The 18,406-nt window shown below is 61.0% G+C and carries 14 protein-coding genes; 4 read left to right on the top strand and 10 right to left on the bottom strand.

All coding sequences use genetic code 11. The features are described 5' to 3' along the window. Window position 1 precedes the first annotated feature (1 nt). From ACEN2T_RS06180 to amaB, 4 genes are all read right to left on the bottom strand, one after another. Entirely contained in the window at window positions 2-916 is a 915-nt protein-coding gene (locus ACEN2T_RS06180) for an ABC transporter permease subunit (RefSeq protein ID WP_003188099.1), read from the bottom strand. Window positions 917-1,100: 184 nt separating this feature from the next. After that, window positions 1,101-2,237 (bottom strand): branched-chain amino acid ABC transporter substrate-binding protein, encoded by a 1,137-nt coding sequence (locus ACEN2T_RS06175; RefSeq protein WP_032890530.1) that lies wholly within the window; start codon window positions 2,235-2,237, stop codon window positions 1,101-1,103. 374 nt (window positions 2,238-2,611) lie between these two features. Then, window positions 2,612-3,895, bottom strand: a complete 1,284-nt coding sequence (gene amaA, locus ACEN2T_RS06170) for an L-pipecolate oxidase (RefSeq protein WP_032890528.1) — start codon at window positions 3,893-3,895, stop codon at window positions 2,612-2,614. 169 nt (window positions 3,896-4,064) lie between these two features. Further along, the gene (gene amaB / locus ACEN2T_RS06165; protein WP_032890526.1) at window positions 4,065-5,555 is read right to left on the bottom strand and encodes an L-piperidine-6-carboxylate dehydrogenase; all 1,491 of its coding nucleotides are present in this window, start codon (window positions 5,553-5,555) and stop codon (window positions 4,065-4,067) included. 154 nt (window positions 5,556-5,709) lie between these two features. Between amaB and ACEN2T_RS06160 the strand changes: the two genes are divergently transcribed. The 3 genes from ACEN2T_RS06160 to nadE all read left to right on the top strand — a co-directional run bounded on the left by ACEN2T_RS06160 (window position 5,710) and on the right by nadE (window position 8,851). After that, window positions 5,710-6,600, top strand: a complete 891-nt coding sequence (locus ACEN2T_RS06160) for a LysR family transcriptional regulator (protein WP_032890523.1) — start codon at window positions 5,710-5,712, stop codon at window positions 6,598-6,600. Between the two features lie 205 nt (window positions 6,601-6,805). Beyond that, a complete protein-coding gene (pncB, locus tag ACEN2T_RS06155) occupies window positions 6,806-8,020 on the top strand; it encodes a nicotinate phosphoribosyltransferase (protein WP_032890522.1) in 1,215 nt (404 codons plus the stop codon). A gap of 3 nt (window positions 8,021-8,023) precedes the next feature. After that, entirely contained in the window at window positions 8,024-8,851 is an 828-nt protein-coding gene (nadE, locus tag ACEN2T_RS06150; RefSeq protein ID WP_442116459.1) for an ammonia-dependent NAD(+) synthetase, read from the top strand. 136 nt (window positions 8,852-8,987) lie between these two features. On the opposite strand, the gene azu is transcribed toward nadE, so the two are convergent. Then, window positions 8,988-9,434, bottom strand: coding sequence for an azurin (gene azu, locus ACEN2T_RS06145; protein WP_032890518.1), 447 nt, complete (start codon window positions 9,432-9,434; stop codon window positions 8,988-8,990). Between the two features lie 332 nt (window positions 9,435-9,766). Here azu and ACEN2T_RS06140 point away from each other — a divergent pair, with 332 nt between their 5' ends. Beyond that, window positions 9,767-9,949, top strand: a complete 183-nt coding sequence (locus ACEN2T_RS06140) for a hypothetical protein (RefSeq protein WP_032890516.1) — start codon at window positions 9,767-9,769, stop codon at window positions 9,947-9,949. A gap of 47 nt (window positions 9,950-9,996) precedes the next feature. Here ACEN2T_RS06140 and ACEN2T_RS06135 read toward each other — a convergent pair whose 3' ends face one another. The 5 genes from ACEN2T_RS06135 to ACEN2T_RS06115 all read right to left on the bottom strand — a co-directional run bounded on the left by ACEN2T_RS06135 (window position 9,997) and on the right by ACEN2T_RS06115 (window position 18,378). Continuing rightward, a complete protein-coding gene (locus ACEN2T_RS06135; RefSeq protein WP_032890514.1) occupies window positions 9,997-10,887 on the bottom strand; it encodes a transglutaminase family protein in 891 nt (296 codons plus the stop codon). Beyond that, window positions 10,887-13,373: a circularly permuted type 2 ATP-grasp protein gene (locus tag ACEN2T_RS06130; RefSeq protein WP_442116458.1), complete on the bottom strand. Its 2,487-nt coding sequence runs from the start codon at window positions 13,371-13,373 to the stop codon at window positions 10,887-10,889. Before ACEN2T_RS06130 ends, ACEN2T_RS06135 begins: the two co-directional genes overlap by 1 nt. Window positions 13,374-13,521: 148 nt before the next feature. Continuing rightward, window positions 13,522-16,812: a transglutaminase family protein gene (locus ACEN2T_RS06125; RefSeq protein ID WP_442116457.1), complete on the bottom strand. Its 3,291-nt coding sequence runs from the start codon at window positions 16,810-16,812 to the stop codon at window positions 13,522-13,524. A 187-nt stretch (window positions 16,813-16,999) separates the two neighbouring features. Continuing rightward, the gene (locus ACEN2T_RS06120) at window positions 17,000-17,449 is read right to left on the bottom strand and encodes a hypothetical protein (protein WP_095186062.1); all 450 of its coding nucleotides are present in this window, start codon (window positions 17,447-17,449) and stop codon (window positions 17,000-17,002) included. Continuing rightward, entirely contained in the window at window positions 17,446-18,378 is a 933-nt protein-coding gene (locus ACEN2T_RS06115) for an NAD synthetase (protein ID WP_442116456.1), read from the bottom strand. The genes ACEN2T_RS06120 and ACEN2T_RS06115 overlap by 4 nt, the downstream gene beginning before the upstream one ends. Between the last annotated feature and the right edge of the window lie 28 nt (window positions 18,379-18,406).

The raw sequence follows: 18,406 nt of genomic DNA, 5'->3' as shown, positions 1-18,406 counted from the left end.
TTTACACCTTCGCCACGAGTGGGCGACCAAGCAGGCCCTGGGGACGGAAAATCAGAATCACCACCAGCAGGGAGAAACTGAACACGTCTTTGTAGTCAGAGTTGATCAACCCTGAGAACAACGACTCGGAGATACCGAGGATGATCCCGCCCAGCATCGCCCCAGGCAGGGAACCGATGCCGCCGAGTACCGCTGCGGTAAATGCCTTGATGCCGATGATGAAGCCGGCATAGAAGTCGAAGGTGCCGTAATTGAGGGTGATGAGCACACCGGCCAGTGCGGCCATGGCAGCACCGATGACAAACACGTAGGAGATCACGCGGTCGGTGTTGATGCCCAGGATCGAGGCCATCTTGCGGTCTTGCTGGGTCGCGCGGCACATGCGGCCGAGCTTGGTGTACTTGATGATGTAGGTCAGCAATGCCATGCCGGCGAATGCCGCGACCAGGATGAACACTTTGGTGTACGTAAGCTGCACGAAGCCTGTGCCGATATCGACACGCCAGGCCCCGGCCAGCAGGGTTGGGATACCTTGTTGCTTGGCGCCCTGGGCGATCTGCGCGTAGTTCTGCAGGATCAGGGAGATACCGATGGCGCTGATCAGCGGAGCCAGTCGGGTGGAGTTGCGCAGCGGTTTGTAAGCGACACGCTCAATGACCCAGCCGTAAACGCCGGTGACGACCACGGTGAAGATCAGAGTGCCGAGAATGAGCAGCGGGAAGGATTCGATGCCGAAGTAAGCCAGCAGTGCCAGACTGATCGCCGCGAGGTAAGCGGAAATCATATAAACCTCGCCGTGGGCGAAGTTGATCATGCCAATGATGCCATAGACCATTGTGTAGCCGATGGCGATCAGGCCATAGACCGACCCGAGGGTCAGGCCGTTGACCAGTTGCTGCAGGAAAATACCATCCATAACGCAATCTCACGCGGTGAGCACCTGCACACCGGCGGGTGTGCGGCGCTTCTGGAGGAAAAAACAGATCTCGATAACAACACGGGTCCCAATGTGGGAGGGGGTTTGCCCCCGATGCGGTGGGTCAGCTGAACACCTGTTGACTTACACTCCGCGATCGGGAGCAAGCCCCCTCCCACATGGATTACTTCTGCTTTTCCAACTGATGGTATTTGCCGTCTTTATCCCACTGGTAAACCACGTAGTCGGAGATTTTCAGGTCGCCTTTACCGTCCCACTCCTTCTTGCCCATAACGGTCTGGACGGGATTGGCTTTGAGCCATTTGGCCGCGTCTTCGCCCTTGTTGGACTTGGCACCGTTGAAGCCGGCAGCCAGGGCCTGGACCGAGGCGTAGGCGTACAGGGTGTAGCCTTCAGGCTCGGTGCCGTTCTTGCGGAACTCTTCCACCACGGCCTTGCTGTCTGGCAGCAGGCGCGGGTCGGCGCCGAAGGTCATGTACACGCCATCGACGTACTGCTTGCCGCCAGCGGTGGCCACCAGTTCGTCGGTCACGATACCGTCATCGGACATGAACTTGACGTCCTTGAGGCCAGCTTCACGAATCTGGCGAACCAGAGGGCCGGCTTCCGGATGCAGGCCGCCGAAGTAAACGACGTCCGCGCCGGTGGAACGGATCTTGGTGACCAGGGCGCTGAAGTCTTTCTCGCCACGGGTCAGGCCTTCTTCGAGCACCGGCTTGACGCCGCGCTTGGTCAACTGGGCAGCGGTGGCGTCAGCCAGGCCTTTGCCGTAGGTGTCCTTGTCGTTGATCACTGCGACTTTCTTGCCCTTGAGCACGTCGACGATGTAGTCGCCGGCGACGATACCTTGCTGGTCGTCACGGCCGCACATGCGGAACATGGCGCCCAGGCCGCGTTCGGTCACTTGTGGGTTGGTGGAGCCAGGGGTGATGGCGATGATGCCCGCTTCGTCATACACCTCGGACGCCGGGATGGTGTTGGACGAGCAGAAGTGCCCGACCACGCCGATCACCTTATCCTGGTCAGCCAGGCGGTTGGCCACGGCTACGGCTTGTTTTGGCTCACACGCATCGTCACCGGCGACCAGCACGATTTTTTCGCCGTTGATGCCGCCAGCCTTGTTGATGGTATCGGCTGCCGCTTGGGCACCCTTCATGTACTGCTCACCGAAAGCGGCGTTGGCGCCCGTCATCGGCCCCGCTACACCAATCTTCACATCAGCTTGAACAAACGTAGAAACACCCAGCGCCGCTGCAACGGCGAGGGCCAGAAAACCTTTCTTGTAAAACGTCTGGGACATGAGTGGTGCTCCGATATTTTTGATTTTTGGCACTACAACTTGCGTTCAAACTTTTCACTGAAAGCTCAGAGCAAGCCCCGTGCCATTACGTTTTTATTCTTCAAAAAGACACGGTGTCATTGTTATTACAGGCGTTTCGACGCCGCTTGCCAGGACGTGCAACCCTCTAGCCTCGACAGGTGCAACCAGCCACTTAAAAAAGTACAACCGCGACGGGTCGCACCTGCAACCGAATGGATAAACACCCCGCTCCACACCTGTAACAGCGTGCGTAACGGAACTGCACATTTACAGTGCGTGATTGCTACGACCTGCACCAATACAGATTAGTAGCCTGCTAAGAAAATGCAGGCTTCTGAGCGGTATTTCGCTGATCAGATCACGATCCTCAAGCATTGCCCGGCGTGATACAGCGAGAATCCCGCCTCGTACAGGCAACTGCGCAGACCCACTCCGGCCAACGGTTGCATGGGCGCGAAGGGAATCGGCAGCGCTTGGGGATCCTGGTGACACAAGTAGTCGGCGAACGCCTTGCCGACCACACTGCCGGTGGTCACGCCGCGTCCGTTATAGCCCGTGACAGCGACCAGTCCAGGGGCCGGTTCGAACAGGCGCATCAAGTGATCGGGGGTGAACGCGATGCAGCCGGTCCAGGTGAATTCCCACTGCACCGATTTGAGGTACGGGAAGTAGTGTTGCTGCACCCGATCGGCCCACGCCTTGAGGAACCACGTCGGTTTCTGGTTGCCATTGCCCAGACTGCCGAGCAATAAACGACCATCGGCATCGCGGCGGATACTGCTCAATACCTGACGCGTGTCCCACGATCCCTGGCCGCCAGGGAGAATCTGCTGGGCGGCTTCGTCGGTGAGCGGGGCCGACGCGACCTGGTAGTAATAACCGGGGAAAAAGTTACGCCGCAGCTCGGTCCATTCGCCTTCGGTGTAGGCATTGGAGGCAACGACCACTTGTGCAGCCTGCACTGCCCCGTGCTGGGTCTGAACCGACCAAAGTGCACCTTGGCGCTCCAATTGGGTGACCGGTGAATGGTCAAACAACTGCCCGCCGAGCCCGACCGCAGCATTGGCCAGCCCAGAGGTGTAGGCCATGGGATTCAAGGTGCCCGCACGCCGATCCAGCAAGGCGGCGGCAATTTTTTTAGTGCCGGTGGCTTGCTCGCAGGCCTGACCGGTGAGCAATTCCACTGGCGCGCCACGGCGCTTCCATTGTTCTTCACGACTGCGCAAATCCGCCTCGCCACGGGCGTTGTGCGCCATGTGCAAGGTGCCCTCGCGGCGCAATTGGCAATCGATGTTGTATTTGTCGATGAGGCTGAACACCAGAGACGGTGCCGCGCCCAACATGCGGTTGAGCTGGCTGCCCACCGCTTCGCCGAAACCGGCTTCGATGTCGTCCGGGGGGATCCATAAACCGGCGTTCACCAGCCCGACATTGCGCCCTGAACCGCCGTGGCCAGTGCGATGAGCCTCCAGCACAGCGACGCTTTTACCCTGTTCCAGCAAGTGAATGGCGGCCGACAATCCGGTGATGCCAGCGCCGATCACGCACACATCCACCTTGACCTCGCCCTTGAGCGCGGCACGATCCGGCCGGCCAGGGGTGAGGTGTTCCCACAAACACGTTTCGCGTAATGCCATTGCCAGACTCCGGTGAGACCCAACAAACATCTATTCCGAACTGCAAATGAGGTCACATGTGGGAGGGGGCTTGCTCCCGATGGCGGTGTATCAGACAACACTTCAAACCTGATTCACCGCCATCGGGAGCAAGCCCCTCCCACACTGACCTCACTCCGACTTGAGGAAATCAGTCGAAGGTGATGCCCTGGGCCAGCGGCAGTTCCAGCGAGTAGTTCACGGTATTGGTCTGGCGGCGCATATACCCGCGCCACGCATCCGAACCCGACTCACGACCGCCGCCGGTCTCTTTTTCACCGCCAAACGCGCCGCCAATTTCTGCGCCGCTTGGGCCGATATTGACGTTGGCAATGCCGCAGTCACTGCCGACTGCCGACATGAACTGCTCGGCTTCACGCACGTCAGTGGTGAAGATGCACGAGGACAGGCCTTGGGGCACCGCGTTGTTCAGGCGCAGGGCTTCGGCGAAGTCGGTGTAGCCGACGACATACAGAATCGGCGCGAAGGTTTCGGTGCACACCACGTCGCTTTGCTCAGGCATCTCCACAATGGCCGGCGACACGTAGTAGGCGTTGGGGAATGTGTCTTCCAACTGGCGCTTGCCGCCGAACACTTTGCCGCCTTCGCTCAGCGCTTGCTCCAGCGCGTCCTGCATGTTGTCGAAACCGTGCTTGTCGATCAGCGGGCCGATCAGGTTGCCTTCCAGCGGGTGGCCGATGCGCACTTTGGAATAGGCGGCCTTGAGGCGGGTGACGATTTCTTCCTTGACCGATTCATGGGCAATCAGGCGGCGCAGGGTTGTGCAACGCTGGCCGGCGGTGCCGACGGCGCTAAACAGAATGGCGCGCACGGCCATGTCCAGGTCGGCGCTTGGGCCGAGGATCATCGCGTTGTTGCCGCCCAGTTCCAGGATGCTGCGAGCGAAACGTGCGGCGACTTTCGGCGCCACTTCGCGGCCCATGCGCGTGCTGCCGGTGGCGCTGATCAACGCCACACGCGGGTCATCCACCAGCGCGGCGCCTGCATCGCGACCACCGATGATGACTTGGCTCAGATACTCAGGGGCGCCGTCGAATTTCTTCAGCACGCGCTCGAACAGCGCCTGGCAAGCCAGGGCCGTGAGCGGGGTCTTTTCCGAGGGTTTCCAGATCACGGCGTTGCCGCACACCAGGGCCAGGGCGGTGTTCCATGCCCACACGGCGACCGGGAAGTTGAAGGCGCTGATGACGCCGACCACGCCCAGCGGGTGCCAGGTTTCACGCATGTGGTGGCCTGGGCGCTCGGAAGCGATGGTCAAGCCGTACAACTGACGCGACAGACCGACCGCGAAATCGCAGATGTCGATCATTTCCTGCACTTCACCCAGGCCTTCCTGGGTGATCTTGCCCGCTTCCCAGGACACCAGCTCGCCCAGGTCGGCCTTGTATTCGCGCAGCACGTCGCCGAATTGGCGCACCAGCTCACCGCGACGCGGCGCTGGAACTTTGCGCCAGGCGTCGAATGCATGCTCGGCGCGACTGACCTGTTGCTCCACCTCGGCGGCACCTTCCCAATGCACACTGCCGATTTGGCTGCCATCAATCGGCGAATGCACGGGCTGTTTGCCCGTCTGGTACAGCGACGGGTTCACCCCGAGACGATCAAGCAATGCGGCAACCATGGGTCACTCCTTCAAACTGCAAACAGAAAATTCGCGCCGCGGCGCGCACGGCGATCCAGACCTTATTTGTAGCTGGCTCAAGACTTGCCAACAAACGACGATTAGGCGAGATATCATTCCGTTTATTCATGCAAAGCATAAAAAGAGGCACGCCGTGCTGAACAAAAGACATTTGCCCTCGATCACCGCCCTGCAGTGTTTCGAAGCAGCCACCCGCCACCTGAGCTTCACCCGCGCCGCCGAGGAGTTGAACCTCACGCAAAGCGCGGTCAGCAAACAGGTGGCGCAGTTGGAAGAGCTGCTGCAACACCTGCTGTTTCGCCGCGTGCGTCGCCGCTTGCAGATGACCCCGGCGGGCGACCTGTACCTGGTGGAAGTGCGCAAGATCCTCACGCAAGTGGAGATGTCCACCCACTACCTGCGCTCCTACGGCGGCGAGACCGAAGTGCTGCGCGTGTCCACGCCTTACACCTTCGGCGCGCGCTGGCTGGTGCCGCGCCTCAAGGGTTGGCGGTTGCGCCATCCGCAGATCCACCTGGACCTGTGCAACGAGCAGGAGCCGGACGAACTGCTGCAAGGCAAGGCCGACATGGCCTTCTACTTCGGCCAGGGCTCGCGCCCCGGCACCGAGAGCCTGAAGCTGTTCAGCGAAGAACTGGTGCCGGTGTGTGCACCGGAAAGTCTGCCCGCGAAGCCCTTCAACGACCCCACGCAACTGAGCGAACTGGTGCTGCTGCAAAACGCCTCACGCCCCCAGGGCTGGCATGACTGGTTCGCCGATCAGGGTTATCACACCGAGCACAGCTACCACGGGCCGCGTTTCGACACCTTTTATATGTGCATTCGAGCGGCGCAGGTAGGCTGCGGTGTAGCGCTGCTGCCGCGGTTTCTGGTGGAAGAAGAACTGGCCGACGGCAAGTTGGTGATCCCCTGGCAGCACGCGATGCCGAGCCAGGATGCGTATTACCTGGCTTATCCCGAGCATTCGGCGGAAGTGCCCAAGGTGCGCGAGTTTGTGAAGTGGATGATGGAGCAGGTTCTTTAGTGCCTGGAATACCGCCATCGGGGCAAGCCCCCTCCCACATTTGAAACACATTCCAAGTGTGGGAGGAGGCTTGCCCCCGATGACGCCAGTGGCCTCACTGAAAAAATCACTGGCAAAACCCCACAGGTCTATGCGCCACTAGCCCCCTTCCTTAATTGTGCGTAAAGGCCGGCGTCCATCGCCGACCCGTCTGGAGATTCCCGTTATGAGCGAGAGTGTGTTTGCCGATCGCATCGTGCAGAACCTGCTCGACACCGACTTCTACAAGCTGACCATGATGCAGGCGGTGCTGCACAACTACCCCAACGTGGAAGTTGAATGGGAATTCCGTTGCCGTAACAGCGAGGACCTGCGCCCGTACCTGGCGGAGATTCGCTACCAGATCGAACGCCTCGCCGAGCTGAGCCTGAGCCCGGACCAACTGGGCTTCCTGGAACGCATCAGCTTTATGAAGCCGGACTTCCTGCGCTTCCTCGGGCTATTCCGCTTCAACCTGCGTTATGTGCAGACCGGCATCGAGAACGGCGAGTTGTTTATCCGCCTGCGCGGGCCGTGGCTGCATGTGATCCTGTTTGAAGTGCCGATGCTGGCCATCGTCAGCGAAGTGCGTAACCGCTACCGCTACCAGACCGTGATCCTCGAACAGGCCCGCGAGCAGTTGTACCGCAAGTTCGATTGGCTGACGGCGAATGCCAGCAGCGAGGAACTGTCGGAGCTGCAAGTGGCCGACTTCGGCACGCGCCGACGCTTTTCGTACCGGGTGCAGGAAGAAGTGGTCAATGTGCTCAAGCATGACTTCCCCGGGCGCTTTGTCGGCACCAGCAACGTGCACCTGGCCCGCGAGCTGGACATGAAGCCCCTGGGTACCATGGCCCACGAATGGATCATGGCCCACCAGCAACTCGGCCCCCGCCTGATCGACAGCCAGATCGCCGCCCTCGATTGCTGGGTCCGCGAATACCGTGGCCTGCTGGGCATCGCCCTGACCGATTGCATCACCACCGACGCGTTCCTCGGCGACTTCGATTTGTACTTCGCCAAGCTGTTCGACGGCCTGCGCCACGATTCTGGGGACCCGGTGCAGTGGGCGGAAAAAGCCATCGCTCACTACCACAAGCTGGGTATCGAGCCGATGAGCAAAACCCTGGTGTTCTCCGACAGCCTGTCGCTGCCCAAGGCCTTGGAGATTTTCCGTGCGCTGCGCGGTCGCATTAATGTGAGCTTCGGCATCGGCACCAACCTGACCTGCGATATTCCAGGAGTGGAACCGATGAGCATCGTGCTTAAAATGACCGCCTGCAACGGCCAGCCCGTCGCCAAAATCTCCGATGAAGCGGGCAAGACCCACTGCACCGACCCAAATTTTGTCGCCTATTTGCGTCACGTTTTCAAAGTACCTGCCATTTCCAGCAAGGAGTGAATCATGCAAGCCGTACAGCGCGAGATTGCTGAACAGCTCAAGGTGCAAGCGCCGTTCAACGACCAAGCCGCCCTTGAGGCCGAGGTTGCCCGACGCGTGACCTTTATCCAGGACTGCCTGCGCAATTCCGGACTCAAAACGTTGGTGCTCGGCATCAGCGGTGGCGTCGACTCCCTGACCGCCGGCCTGTTGGCCCAGCGCGCGATGCAGGAACTGCGCGCCAGCACCGGTGACGAGGCGTACCGCTTTATTGCCGTGCGCCTGCCCTACGAAACCCAGTTCGACGAAATCGACGCCCAGGCATCGGTGGACTTTATCGAGCCCGACGAGCGCCACACCGTGAACATCGGCCCGGCGGTGAAAGCCCTGGCCAGTGAAGTGGCGGCGTTTGAAGGCAAGGCGGCGGTGTCCCGTGACTTCGTGCTTGGCAACACCAAGGCGCGCATGCGGATGGTGGCGCAATACACCATCGCCGGCGCGGCCAGTGGTTTGGTGATCGGCACCGACCATGCGGCGGAAGCGGTGATGGGTTTTTTCACCAAGTTCGGTGACGGTGCATGCGATCTGGCGCCGTTGAGCGGGCTGGTAAAAAACCAGGTACGCGCGATTGCACGGCACTTTGGCGCGCCGGAGTCGTTGGTGGAGAAGGTGCCGACGGCCGACCTTGAAGACCTGTCGCCAGGTAAGCCGGATGAAGCGTCACATGGCGTGACGTATGCCGAGATCGATGCATTCCTGCACGGTGAACCGGTGCGCGAAGAGGCGTTCAGGATTATCTGCGAGACCTATCGCAAGACTGAGCACAAGCGGGTGATGCCGTTTGCGCCGTGAGGTGAGCCAGATATTTTTGTGTTGATTGGCAGGCCGCTATCGGGAGCAAGCCCCCTCCCACATTTGATCGCATTCTCATGTTAGAACTCGGTCAAGTGTGGGAGGGGGCTTGCTCCCGATAAACGATAACCCGGTCTTACTTGACGACCACAGTGCCTTTCATCATCGAGATGTGGCCTGGGAACGAGCAGAAGAACGCGTAGTCCGTACCAGCAGCCAGCTTGGAAACATCGAAAGTCACCGAATCTTTCTCGCCGGCACCGATCAGCTTGGTGTGGGCGATGATGCGGTCGTCACCCTCTTTCAGGTAGTTCTTGTCGATGCCAGCGGCCATGCCGTCAGTGGCAACCGGTTGCATGTTGGCGGCAGTGGTCAGCACCCAGTTATGGCCCATGACGTTTTTCGGCAAGCTGCCCGAGTGTTCCAGGTTCACGGTGAACGTCTTGCAGCTCTTGTCGATCACGATTTCCTTGGTGTTGAAGGACATCTGATCGGTGGAGTCGACGGTGACATTGCACTCTGCGGCAAACAACTGGCCACTGGCCAAAGTCAGCAGGGAAACAGCAACGAGTTTGGCAAACATGTGAATCTCCAAGGCAGGGTTTATAAAACGCGGATTGCGGTAAGGGTGCCTCAAGCAGGCTTGAATTCTTATGATCTGAATCAACAGATTGTATACAACTTTAGGCTATCAGACTTATCAACACAATCTACCAGCCAAAGTAGCAGTACCTGCCTATGATCGGCCCATCACCCACTGGAGTCCGAACCATGCGCCTCAATCACCTGTTCAATGGCCTGCTGGCCGCGTACGCCTGCGGTAAGTGAAGGCAAAGCGCCCCTTGAAGCTGCTACCATGTCGTCACAAGGCAGCTGCGCGCCGCCACCCTCACCTTCGACCCTAGAGGATCGCCCATGGCCAAACCTAATTACTCCTTCGCCAAACGTCAGAGAGACTTGGCCAAGGAACAGAAGAAAGAGGAAAAACTGCAACGCAAGAAAGCCGCTGTCGATGAAGAAGCGGGCGCACTGAACCCGGACGCGGAAGGTGAAGTGGCAGCAGACGAGACCGAAACCCCGAAAGACCCGGCTGAATAAATTCTGTTGTGGTGAGCAGGCCCCCCCTGTCTCACCACACTCCACCGTTATTCCAGCGGCATCACCGTCACCCGCACCTCCGGGTCATGGTTCCCTCCCCCCAGAATTACCCCACGCAACGGCGACACATCGGAAAAGTCCCTGCCCCAGGCCAAGGTGATGTGCTCCAGTGCCGGCTGCACATTGTTCGTCGGATCAAAATCCACCCAGCCTGACACCGGGCAAAACACCGATACCCACGCGTGGGACGCATCAGCACCGATCAGCCGTGGCTGGCCGGGCGGTGGCTGGGTGAGCAGGTAGCCGCTGATATACCGCGCAGCCAAGCCCCGCGAGCGCAGGCAGGCGAGCATCAGGTGGGCGAAGTCCTGGCACACGCCACGGCGGCGTTCCAGCACTTCCACCAGCGGTGTGGCGACTTGGGTCGCTTCGGCATCGAAGGTGAATTCACTGAAGATCTTTTCCATCAGCGCCTGCACGCCCAACAACAAGGGTTCGCCAGGGGGAAAACAACTTTCGGAGAACTCGACGAAGGTTTTTTTCAGGTGCACGTAGGGTGATTCAAAGCGATACCGACAGGCTTCGATTCGCTCAGGGGTCATCGGCTGGCTGCTGTAGGTCAGGCTGTCACGGGTCTGATCCCAGGCCGGCGACTGCCGAAAATCCAGTACAGGCCGCGCCAGCACCTCCACGGTCAGCCCAGCGTTGACCAGCAATTCATCGTGAGGCCGTTCGAACGCCAGGCGGGTGATCGGGTTTCCGTATACATCCAGCTCATCGCGGCGCGAGGTCGGCTCCGGGCTGATATCCAGTTGTTGCGACGTGCAGCGTTGCCAGGCACAGGGTCGTGGCCATAAGTGCGCCAACTGCTGGGCCAGGGACACCGGGCTGTCGTAGTGGTAGTGGGTATCGTGGAAAATCTGATAGCGCGCGCTCATTACACCGACACCGTTTGCTGGCTGACATCATCCACATGGGCAAAATGGCGCAACGCGAGGCGATCCGACACTTGCCCGCTTTCATCGGCCACCGCTTGCAGCAGGTCGGCCAGGCCGTCCAACGCAGCACGTACGCTGGACTCGCCAAACAGCGGGTTCTCCAGGCAACCCAAGTCGAAACGCGCCAGGCGCTCCACCAAGGGCGCCAAGCCTGTTTCCCGTGGCACACCAAAATCATCATTAAGGCGACGCAAAGTGCGACTGACCAATTTGAGCTGGAACAGCACGGCATGGGGGTTCTGCTCGTCGAGCAGCAACAGGTCGAGCACCGGAATCAACTGCGGCACCGCCAAGTAGCGCGAGCGGTATGTGATGCTGCTGTTGCCCAACTCCAGCAACCACTCCAGCCCCGCCTGATCGAACACCGCGACGCCACGCAGGAATGCCGCCAGGCTGCTGCTTAAGAATTGCAGGCGTTCTATGCGCCGCCCCATCATCAGGAAACGCCAGCCTTCGTCGCGGGTCATGTCGTCCAGGGCAAACCCGGACAGCGCCGCCAAGGACATCACCAGGCGGTTGAGAAAATCCAGCAACTCGCCAAAGTCCGGCGCTTCACTTTCCAGCTCCATGGCTTCGCGTTGCAGCTCCACCAAGGCCTGCCAGTTCTCGCGGGACAACTTGCCACGCACCTGGGACGCCGCCCACTGCAAGCGTTGCAGGTTGGCGCGCAGGCTCGATGGCCAGTCATCACCGAGCAACGCTGCGAGCAGACGCTCCGGCAGTTCGCCCTCTTCCGGCAGCAGGCGCAGGTTTTCGCCCAGCTCCACCGCCGCCAGCAACGCCAAGGGATCGTCGCCGTCGACATAACGCGCCAGCACGATTCGCAACCAGCGCGCGCTGTCATCGCAGCGCTCGCAGTAACGGCCAAACCAGAACAGGTTTTCCACCACCCGCGACGGCAGATAAGGATCGCGGCGCACCAGGTCATGGGCACCAATCGTGCGCTGGGCACGCCACTGCTCACCACCGGGGGCGCGTTCGCCGAGCACCCAGGTGTCTTTGCTCGCACCGCCGCGTTGCATCGACACCACTTCGGCATCGGCTTCAGCGGCCACACGGGTCAGGCCGCCGGGCAATACGCGATAGCCCTCGTCACTGGCCACGGCGTACACACGCATGCCGATGGCACGGTGCTGCAGGTGGTCATCCACGGTGTGCCACACCGGTGCCTGGGACAGTTGCGCCAGCTCCTGGGCGACGTAGGCGTAAGGCCGAGCACGCATGCGTTCGGCCAGGGCCTCGCGTTGCTCATCGTTCAGATCGCGGCCAAACACCGGGGCGAAACTCTGCGAGGGGAACGCGGGTTTGATCAGCAGCTCCGGCAGTTTTTCCAAGGCTTCGGCGAGCACCGGTGCTTCACCGCACCACCAGGTGGCGATGGACGGCAGGATCAGTTCTTCGCCAAACAAAAACTCGTTGATTTTCGGCAGGAACCCCAGCAACCCGGGCGACTCCAGCACGCCGCTGCCCAAGGCATTGGCCACCAGCACATTGCCCTGGCGCACCGCATCCAACAGGCCCGGCACGCCGAGGGCCGAGTCGGTGCGCAGTTCAAGCGGGTCGCAGAAGTCGTCGTCCAGGCGCCGCATGATCGCGTGCACCCGGCGCAGACCGCTGAGGGTTTTGAGGAACACGGTGCTGTCGCGCACGGTGAGGTCGCCACCTTCCACCAGCGGATAGCCGAGCTGGCGCGCCAGGTAGAGATGTTCGAAGTAGCTTTCGTTGAAGCGGCCTGGGGTGAGCAGCACGATCAGCGGTGTCTGATCATCGCCGGGCGCCTGGCGAACCAGGGTTTCCTGGAGCGTGCGGAAGAAACCGGTGAGGTGCTGCACCTGCAAGTCACGGTACAAGTCCGGGAAGGCGCGAGACACGATGGTGCGATTTTCCAACGCATAACCGGCGCCCGATGGGGCCTGGGTGCGGTCGGCCGTCACCCACCAACGACCATCCGGAGTGCGCGCCAGGTCCACCGCGTACAGATGCAGGAAAGCACCGTCGGGGGGCTGGATACCCTGGCACGGCCACAGGAAATTGTTATGCCCGAACACCAACTCCGCCGGCAGCAAGCCTTCTTTGATCAAGCGTTGCGGACCATACAGATCAGCGAGCACGGCATTGAGCAGGCGCGCCCGCTGGGCGATACCGGCCGACAGGTGCTGCCATTCATCCGCCGCCAACACATGGGGCAGCAGGTCCAGCTCCCACGGCCGATCGGCCCCCTTGGGGTCGGCATAGACGTTGTAGGTCACGCCGTTTTCCTGGATCTGCCGCGTCAGCAGCGCCTGGCGCTGGGCCAACTGCGCGGGGGTGCTGCGTTGCAGGTGATCAAGCAAGCGCCGCCAATGGGCACGCACCGCGCCGCTGTCATCCAGCAGTTCGTGATAAGTGCCCGCAGTCAGCGGGTAACGGTCGAGCAAGTCGGACATGGAACGCTCGGCAGAGGCAAAGGGGCTCAGATTACCCTAACAAACACTGCAAATCCCTCTGTGGTTTCCAGGCTTTGTGGTGAACGGGCTTGCCCCGCGCGAGGCATGCTCGCTCACTACATTATCTGGAGTCACAGTTGGATAGGGCTCAGTCATTTTTATTGGGGAAACGCCGCAGATCCAGGGTCATAGGGAATTCGTCATTGATCACAACACTCGGTACGGTGAGCTTCCCAGGCGTGTGGCCGAGACGGAAAAACCGCGCCATGCGCCGGCTCTCAGCCTCATTGGCGTTCACCGGTAAGCTGTCGTAATTGCGCCCGCCCGGATGCGCGACGTGGTACTGGCAACCGCCCAACGAGCGTTGCATCCAAGTGTCCAGTAGGTCGAACACCAGCGGCGCATGGACCGGGATGGTCGGTTGCAAACAGTTGGCCGGTTGCCAGGCGCGGTAACGCACGCCAGCGACAAACTCGCCGACTCGCCCGGTGGGTTGCAGCGGCACTGGGATGCCATTGCAGGTCAACAGGTAGCGTTGCGGTGGCAACCCGCTCAACTTCACTTGCAGGCGCTCCAGGGACGAATCCACATAGCGTACCGTGCCGCCCACCGCGCCCTCTTCGCCCAATACATGCCAAGGTTCCAGGGCCTGGCGCAGTTCCAGTTCGATACCGCTGACGGCATAGTCGCCGACCTTGGGGAAACGGAACCCCAAATGCGCGGCGAACCATTCGGCACGCAGTGGGTAGCCGGCGGCGTTGAGTTCGACGATCACGTCGGCAAAGTCCTGCTCGATAAAGTGCGGCAGCAAAAAGCGGTCATGCAACTCGGTGCCCCAGCGCGCCAGTTTCGGCGGTGCGTAAGGCTCACGCCAGAACCGCGCCACCAGCGCCCGCAGCAGCAGTTGCTGAGTCAAACTCATGCGCGCGTGGGGCGGCATTTCAAAGGCGCGCAGCTCCAACAGGCCCAGCCGGCCGGTGGCGCCGTCGGGCGAGTAAAGCTTGTCGACGCAGAATTCGGCGCGGTGAGTGTTGCCCGTCACGTCGATCAGCAGGTTGCGCAGCAGGCGGTCCACCAGCCAGGGCGGGCAGTCCTCGCCGGGCTCGGGCATTTGCGCGAAAGCGATTTCCAGCTCATACAGCCCGTCGTTACGCGCCTCATCCACTCGCGGCGCCTGGGACGTCGGGCCGATAAACAAGCCAGAAAACAGGTAGGACAGTGACGGGTGGTTATGCCAGTAGCTGATCAGGCTGCGCAGCAAATCGGGACGACGCAGAAACGGTGAATCCTTGGGCGTCGCGCCCCCGAGCACAAAGTGGTTACCACCACCGGTGCCAGTGTGGCGCCCGTCGATCATGAATTTTTCGGTGGTCAGGCGGGTCTGTCGCGCCTCTTCATAGAGAAACTCGGTGCGCTCGACCAACTCATCCCACGTGGCGGACGGCTGCACGTTGACCTCAATCACACCCGGATCCGGCGTCACCCGGAAGTTGCTCAGGCGCATATCGAACGGCGGTTCGTAGCCTTCCAACAGCACCGGGCAGTGCAGCTCTTCAGCAGTGGCTTCGATGGCGGCAACCAGTTCCAGGTAATCCTCGACGCGCTCCAGCGGCGGCATGAACAGGTACAGGCGCCCTTCCCGTGCTTCGGCGCACAGTGCGGTGCGGGTCAGCCAGTCAGCGGACTCGTCGACCTCGGGCACTCGCTCATCGCTCGGCGCTGCTTCGCCGTGGCTTTGCAGTTGGGCACTGGTTGGCAGTTCCGGCTGATCCTGATTAGGGTCGGTGGGGTGCACGAACGGATACTCCGCCGCCGTCACCCACGGCTGCGAGGCCAACGGCAGGCGATAGCCAAGCGGTGAATCTCCCGGCACCAGGCGGCAGTGGTTATCGCGCAGGTACCAACGCCCACTTTGCCAGCGGTCATTCGCGGCCGTACGTGCCAGCGGCAGCACCTGGCCGATGACTTTATCCAGGCCCTGGCTGAACACTTTGCGCAGGCGTTCGCGCTCTAGGTCGTCGCTCAAGCGCGGGTCCTGGGCGGTGACGTTCTGAGGCAACGCACCTTCGCGCCACAGGTAGTAAAAATTGTCTTCGAAGGCCGGGAATACAAAACGCGCCGGCAACTTGAGGCGTTCGGCAACACTGGCCAGGAAGCGCCCGGCCAGCACGCCATCGGCACCGTAGTCCTCTTGCTCATCGGCAATCAGTGCACTGTTGTGCCAGATCGGCACGCCGTCGCGGCGCCAGTAACAGTTGAGCGACCAGCGCGGCAGTTGCTCGCCGGGGTACCACTTGCCCTGGCCGAAGTGCACCAGGCCCTTGGGTGCATAGTGCTTGCGCATGCGCTGAAACAGTTCGGCGGACAGGCGGCGTTTGTCGGGGCCAAGGGCCGCGGTGTTCCACTCGGCGCCGTCGGGGTCGTCGATGGACACAAAGGTCGGCTCACCGCCCATGGTCAGGCGCACGTCGTCCTTGAGCAGGTCGCCGTCGATCTGCCGGCCCAGGGCCTGGATCGCCAGCCACTGCTCTTCGGTGTAGGGCTTGGTGACCCGTGGCGCTTCCCAGATGCGCTCCACCGACATTTCGTGGGTAAATTCGCACTCGCAGGGTTCCACCAGCCCGCTGATCGGCGCGGCAGACGATGGATCGGGACTGCAGGCCAACGGGATATGCCCTTCACCGGCAAACAATCCGGAGGTTGCATCCAGCCCGATCCAGCCGGCGCCGGGCAAATACACTTCGCACCAGGCATGCAGGTCGGTGAAGTCCACCTCAGTGCCGGACGGGCCATCCAGGGCTTTGACGTCGGCGGTCAGTTGGATCAGATAGCCGGACACAAACCGCGCCGCCAGCCCTAGATTGCGCAGCAATTGCACCAACAACCACGCCGAGTCGCGGCAGGAGCCGGAGGCGTTTTCCAGGGTGAACTCCGGGGTTTGCACGCCAGGTTCCATGCGGATCAGGTAACCGATATCGGTGGCCAAACGCTGATTGAGCCCCACCAGGAAGTCCACGGCGGGCAGTGGCGTGCGGTCGATGCCGGCCAGGTAGGCGGCAAACTTCGGCGTCAGCGGCAGGGTTTCCAGGTACGGCGCCAGCTCGCGCTGCTCATCGGCGGCGTAGCTGAAGGGGATTTTTTCGGCATAAGGTTCGAGAAAGAAGTCGAACGGATTAAAGACTGCCATCTCAGCGACCAGGTCAACTTCGATCCGCAGCTCATCGGTCTTTTCCGGGAATACCAGGCGCGCCAGGTAGTTGCCCTGGGGGTCTTGCTGCCAATTGATAAAGTGCTGCTCGGGCAGCACTTTGAGTGCGTAGGACAAAATCCGCGTGCGGCTATGGGCCGCCGGACGTAAGCGCACGATCTGTGGCCCGAGTTCGACGGCACGGTCGTAGCGGTAATGCGTAACGTGGTGCAACGCGACATGAATCGACACGGCGGCCTCCTGCGAGCCAGGGCATGAACACAACGCGCGCAAGACTTATGCCAGAGCGGCAGCCATTGCGCTTTATCGTAAGACCCGGTGCAGTACAGCACCAAAACGGCGCCATCGTAGGTGCCGTGGTGCGAGGGTTGCACATATTTGTGGCGAGCGTGTGCAAACAGGTGGCGAATCTACCCAGTCAGCCGCGCTTACCCTTCGCGATCACCGCCTGGCGCAGGTGGCGTATTTCGAAGAGCTTTTGGCGCATTTCACGATGGCGCTTGCTGTTAAGCAGCAATAACCCCAGCAACGGAAACAGCACGGCCGAGCCATAGACCCAGCCATTGAGGCCGTATTGAATCATCGGCAGTACGAACAATAGGCAGGCGCCCAAATACCCCGCGACGAGCCGCGTCGCCCAGGGATACCCGCGCGCAATCATGACATTGCCAAAAACCAGCACCGCCACCAGCACCAGGATGGCGCCTCCCGAATAGCTGGACTTGAGGGCAGGATCGACACCGCGCAGATACGTCACGCCGGCCATGGACACCGCAGCCGAACCGGAGAAGATCGCCATAAAAATAGTGCCCATGAACACCGGGAAATATCGGGCCAGAAATCCGCCCATATCGGGAAAGCCGTTCATTCCGTCAGATCCTCGTACAGGCCGATAGCAATAGTTTCGGCCGTGCCCACGTGGCCGGTTCGATGGCTGCCCCAGATCCCCAACAGCCCCCCGATGGCATCCTTGAGCTGAGTCAGTGTGGCATGCCGGATTTCGGTGGAGCTGTAGCTCTTGGTCAACGTGCCGGCGCGCTGCTGCAATTTAAGCAACTTGGGGGTAAGGCTGGGGTCTTTCAGGCTCAGCAGTTCTTTGGTCAGCTTCTTGCGTTCCTGGCGGCTCAGGCTCTTGAGCAACTCGTACCAACTTTTGCCCAACGCAGCTGCTTTGTTGGCCTTGAGCAACCGAATCGTGGTCAAGGCACCTGTTCCGATACCCACCAACGAAGCCGCATCGAGAAGGGGGGAAACGGCGCCGTACCATGCGGCGTCATCCATGCGGTCGTTGGCATCCGGATCAAGCACTTCGTTATAAGTGCGCGCCACGCCAAACCCGCATTGAGCGCTGCTGGCCAATGCCGCCGTGATGCCAATGCCGACCACAAACGCGCTGGCACCGGCGGTGAACGGCACCGCGACGCTGCCGCTGAATACCACGATCCAACCGATCACCGCGGCGCTACAGGAAAGGCCCATGTCAAACGCTTCCTTCTGGAGGCGCCCTTCCCGGGGATCGGTCTTCACCTGCTCCACAAACTGTGCGGGCGAGATGTACTTCTGCGCCTCGCGCAAGATGATGCGCTTGGGTTTGATGCTGCAGATCGGCTTGAATTCGCGCAGGGTGATGACGTTGAAGTCGGCGTCGATGTACACAACGCCCGCGCCGACGATGCCGGGGTCGGCGTCGATGGCAGCGAACAGGCGCGGTAGGTTGATCTGGCTTTCGATGCGCTGGCGCGCCATGAACTGCGAACGGTTGAAGTCCATGCCGATGCCGGCCAGGGGGTTGCCCATGGGGGTGTTCTTCCTTGAAGGGGTGGTG

The organism is Pseudomonas sp. W22_MBD1_FP4, assembly GCF_052113765.1.
In the GTDB taxonomy this organism is placed as follows: domain Bacteria; phylum Pseudomonadota; class Gammaproteobacteria; order Pseudomonadales; family Pseudomonadaceae; genus Aquipseudomonas; species Aquipseudomonas sivasensis.
Note: the sequence above shows the minus strand (reverse complement) of the source record. Positions and strands in the feature narration are given on the sequence as shown.

Excerpts from the sequence above, each read along its gene's own strand:
- ACEN2T_RS06115 (WP_442116456.1), bottom strand. The coding sequence starts at position 18,378 with ATGGGCAACCCCCTGGCCGGCATCGGCATGGACTTCAACCGTTCGCAG.
- pncB (WP_032890522.1), top strand. The coding sequence starts at position 6,806 with ATGAGCGAGAGTGTGTTTGCCGATCGCATCGTGCAGAACCTGCTCGAC.
- nadE (WP_442116459.1), top strand. The coding sequence starts at position 8,024 with ATGCAAGCCGTACAGCGCGAGATTGCTGAACAGCTCAAGGTGCAAGCG.
- ACEN2T_RS06120 (WP_095186062.1), bottom strand. The coding sequence starts at position 17,449 with ATGAACGGCTTTCCCGATATGGGCGGATTTCTGGCCCGATATTTCCCG.
- ACEN2T_RS06140 (WP_032890516.1), top strand. The coding sequence starts at position 9,767 with ATGGCCAAACCTAATTACTCCTTCGCCAAACGTCAGAGAGACTTGGCC.
- ACEN2T_RS06180 (WP_003188099.1), bottom strand. The coding sequence starts at position 916 with ATGGATGGTATTTTCCTGCAGCAACTGGTCAACGGCCTGACCCTCGGG.
- amaA (WP_032890528.1), bottom strand. The coding sequence starts at position 3,895 with ATGGCATTACGCGAAACGTGTTTGTGGGAACACCTCACCCCTGGCCGG.
- amaB (WP_032890526.1), bottom strand. The coding sequence starts at position 5,555 with ATGGTTGCCGCATTGCTTGATCGTCTCGGGGTGAACCCGTCGCTGTAC.
- azu (WP_032890518.1), bottom strand. The coding sequence starts at position 9,434 with ATGTTTGCCAAACTCGTTGCTGTTTCCCTGCTGACTTTGGCCAGTGGC.
- ACEN2T_RS06130 (WP_442116458.1), bottom strand. The coding sequence starts at position 13,373 with ATGTCCGACTTGCTCGACCGTTACCCGCTGACTGCGGGCACTTATCAC.
- ACEN2T_RS06175 (WP_032890530.1), bottom strand. The coding sequence starts at position 2,237 with ATGTCCCAGACGTTTTACAAGAAAGGTTTTCTGGCCCTCGCCGTTGCA.
- ACEN2T_RS06135 (WP_032890514.1), bottom strand. The coding sequence starts at position 10,887 with ATGAGCGCGCGCTATCAGATTTTCCACGATACCCACTACCACTACGAC.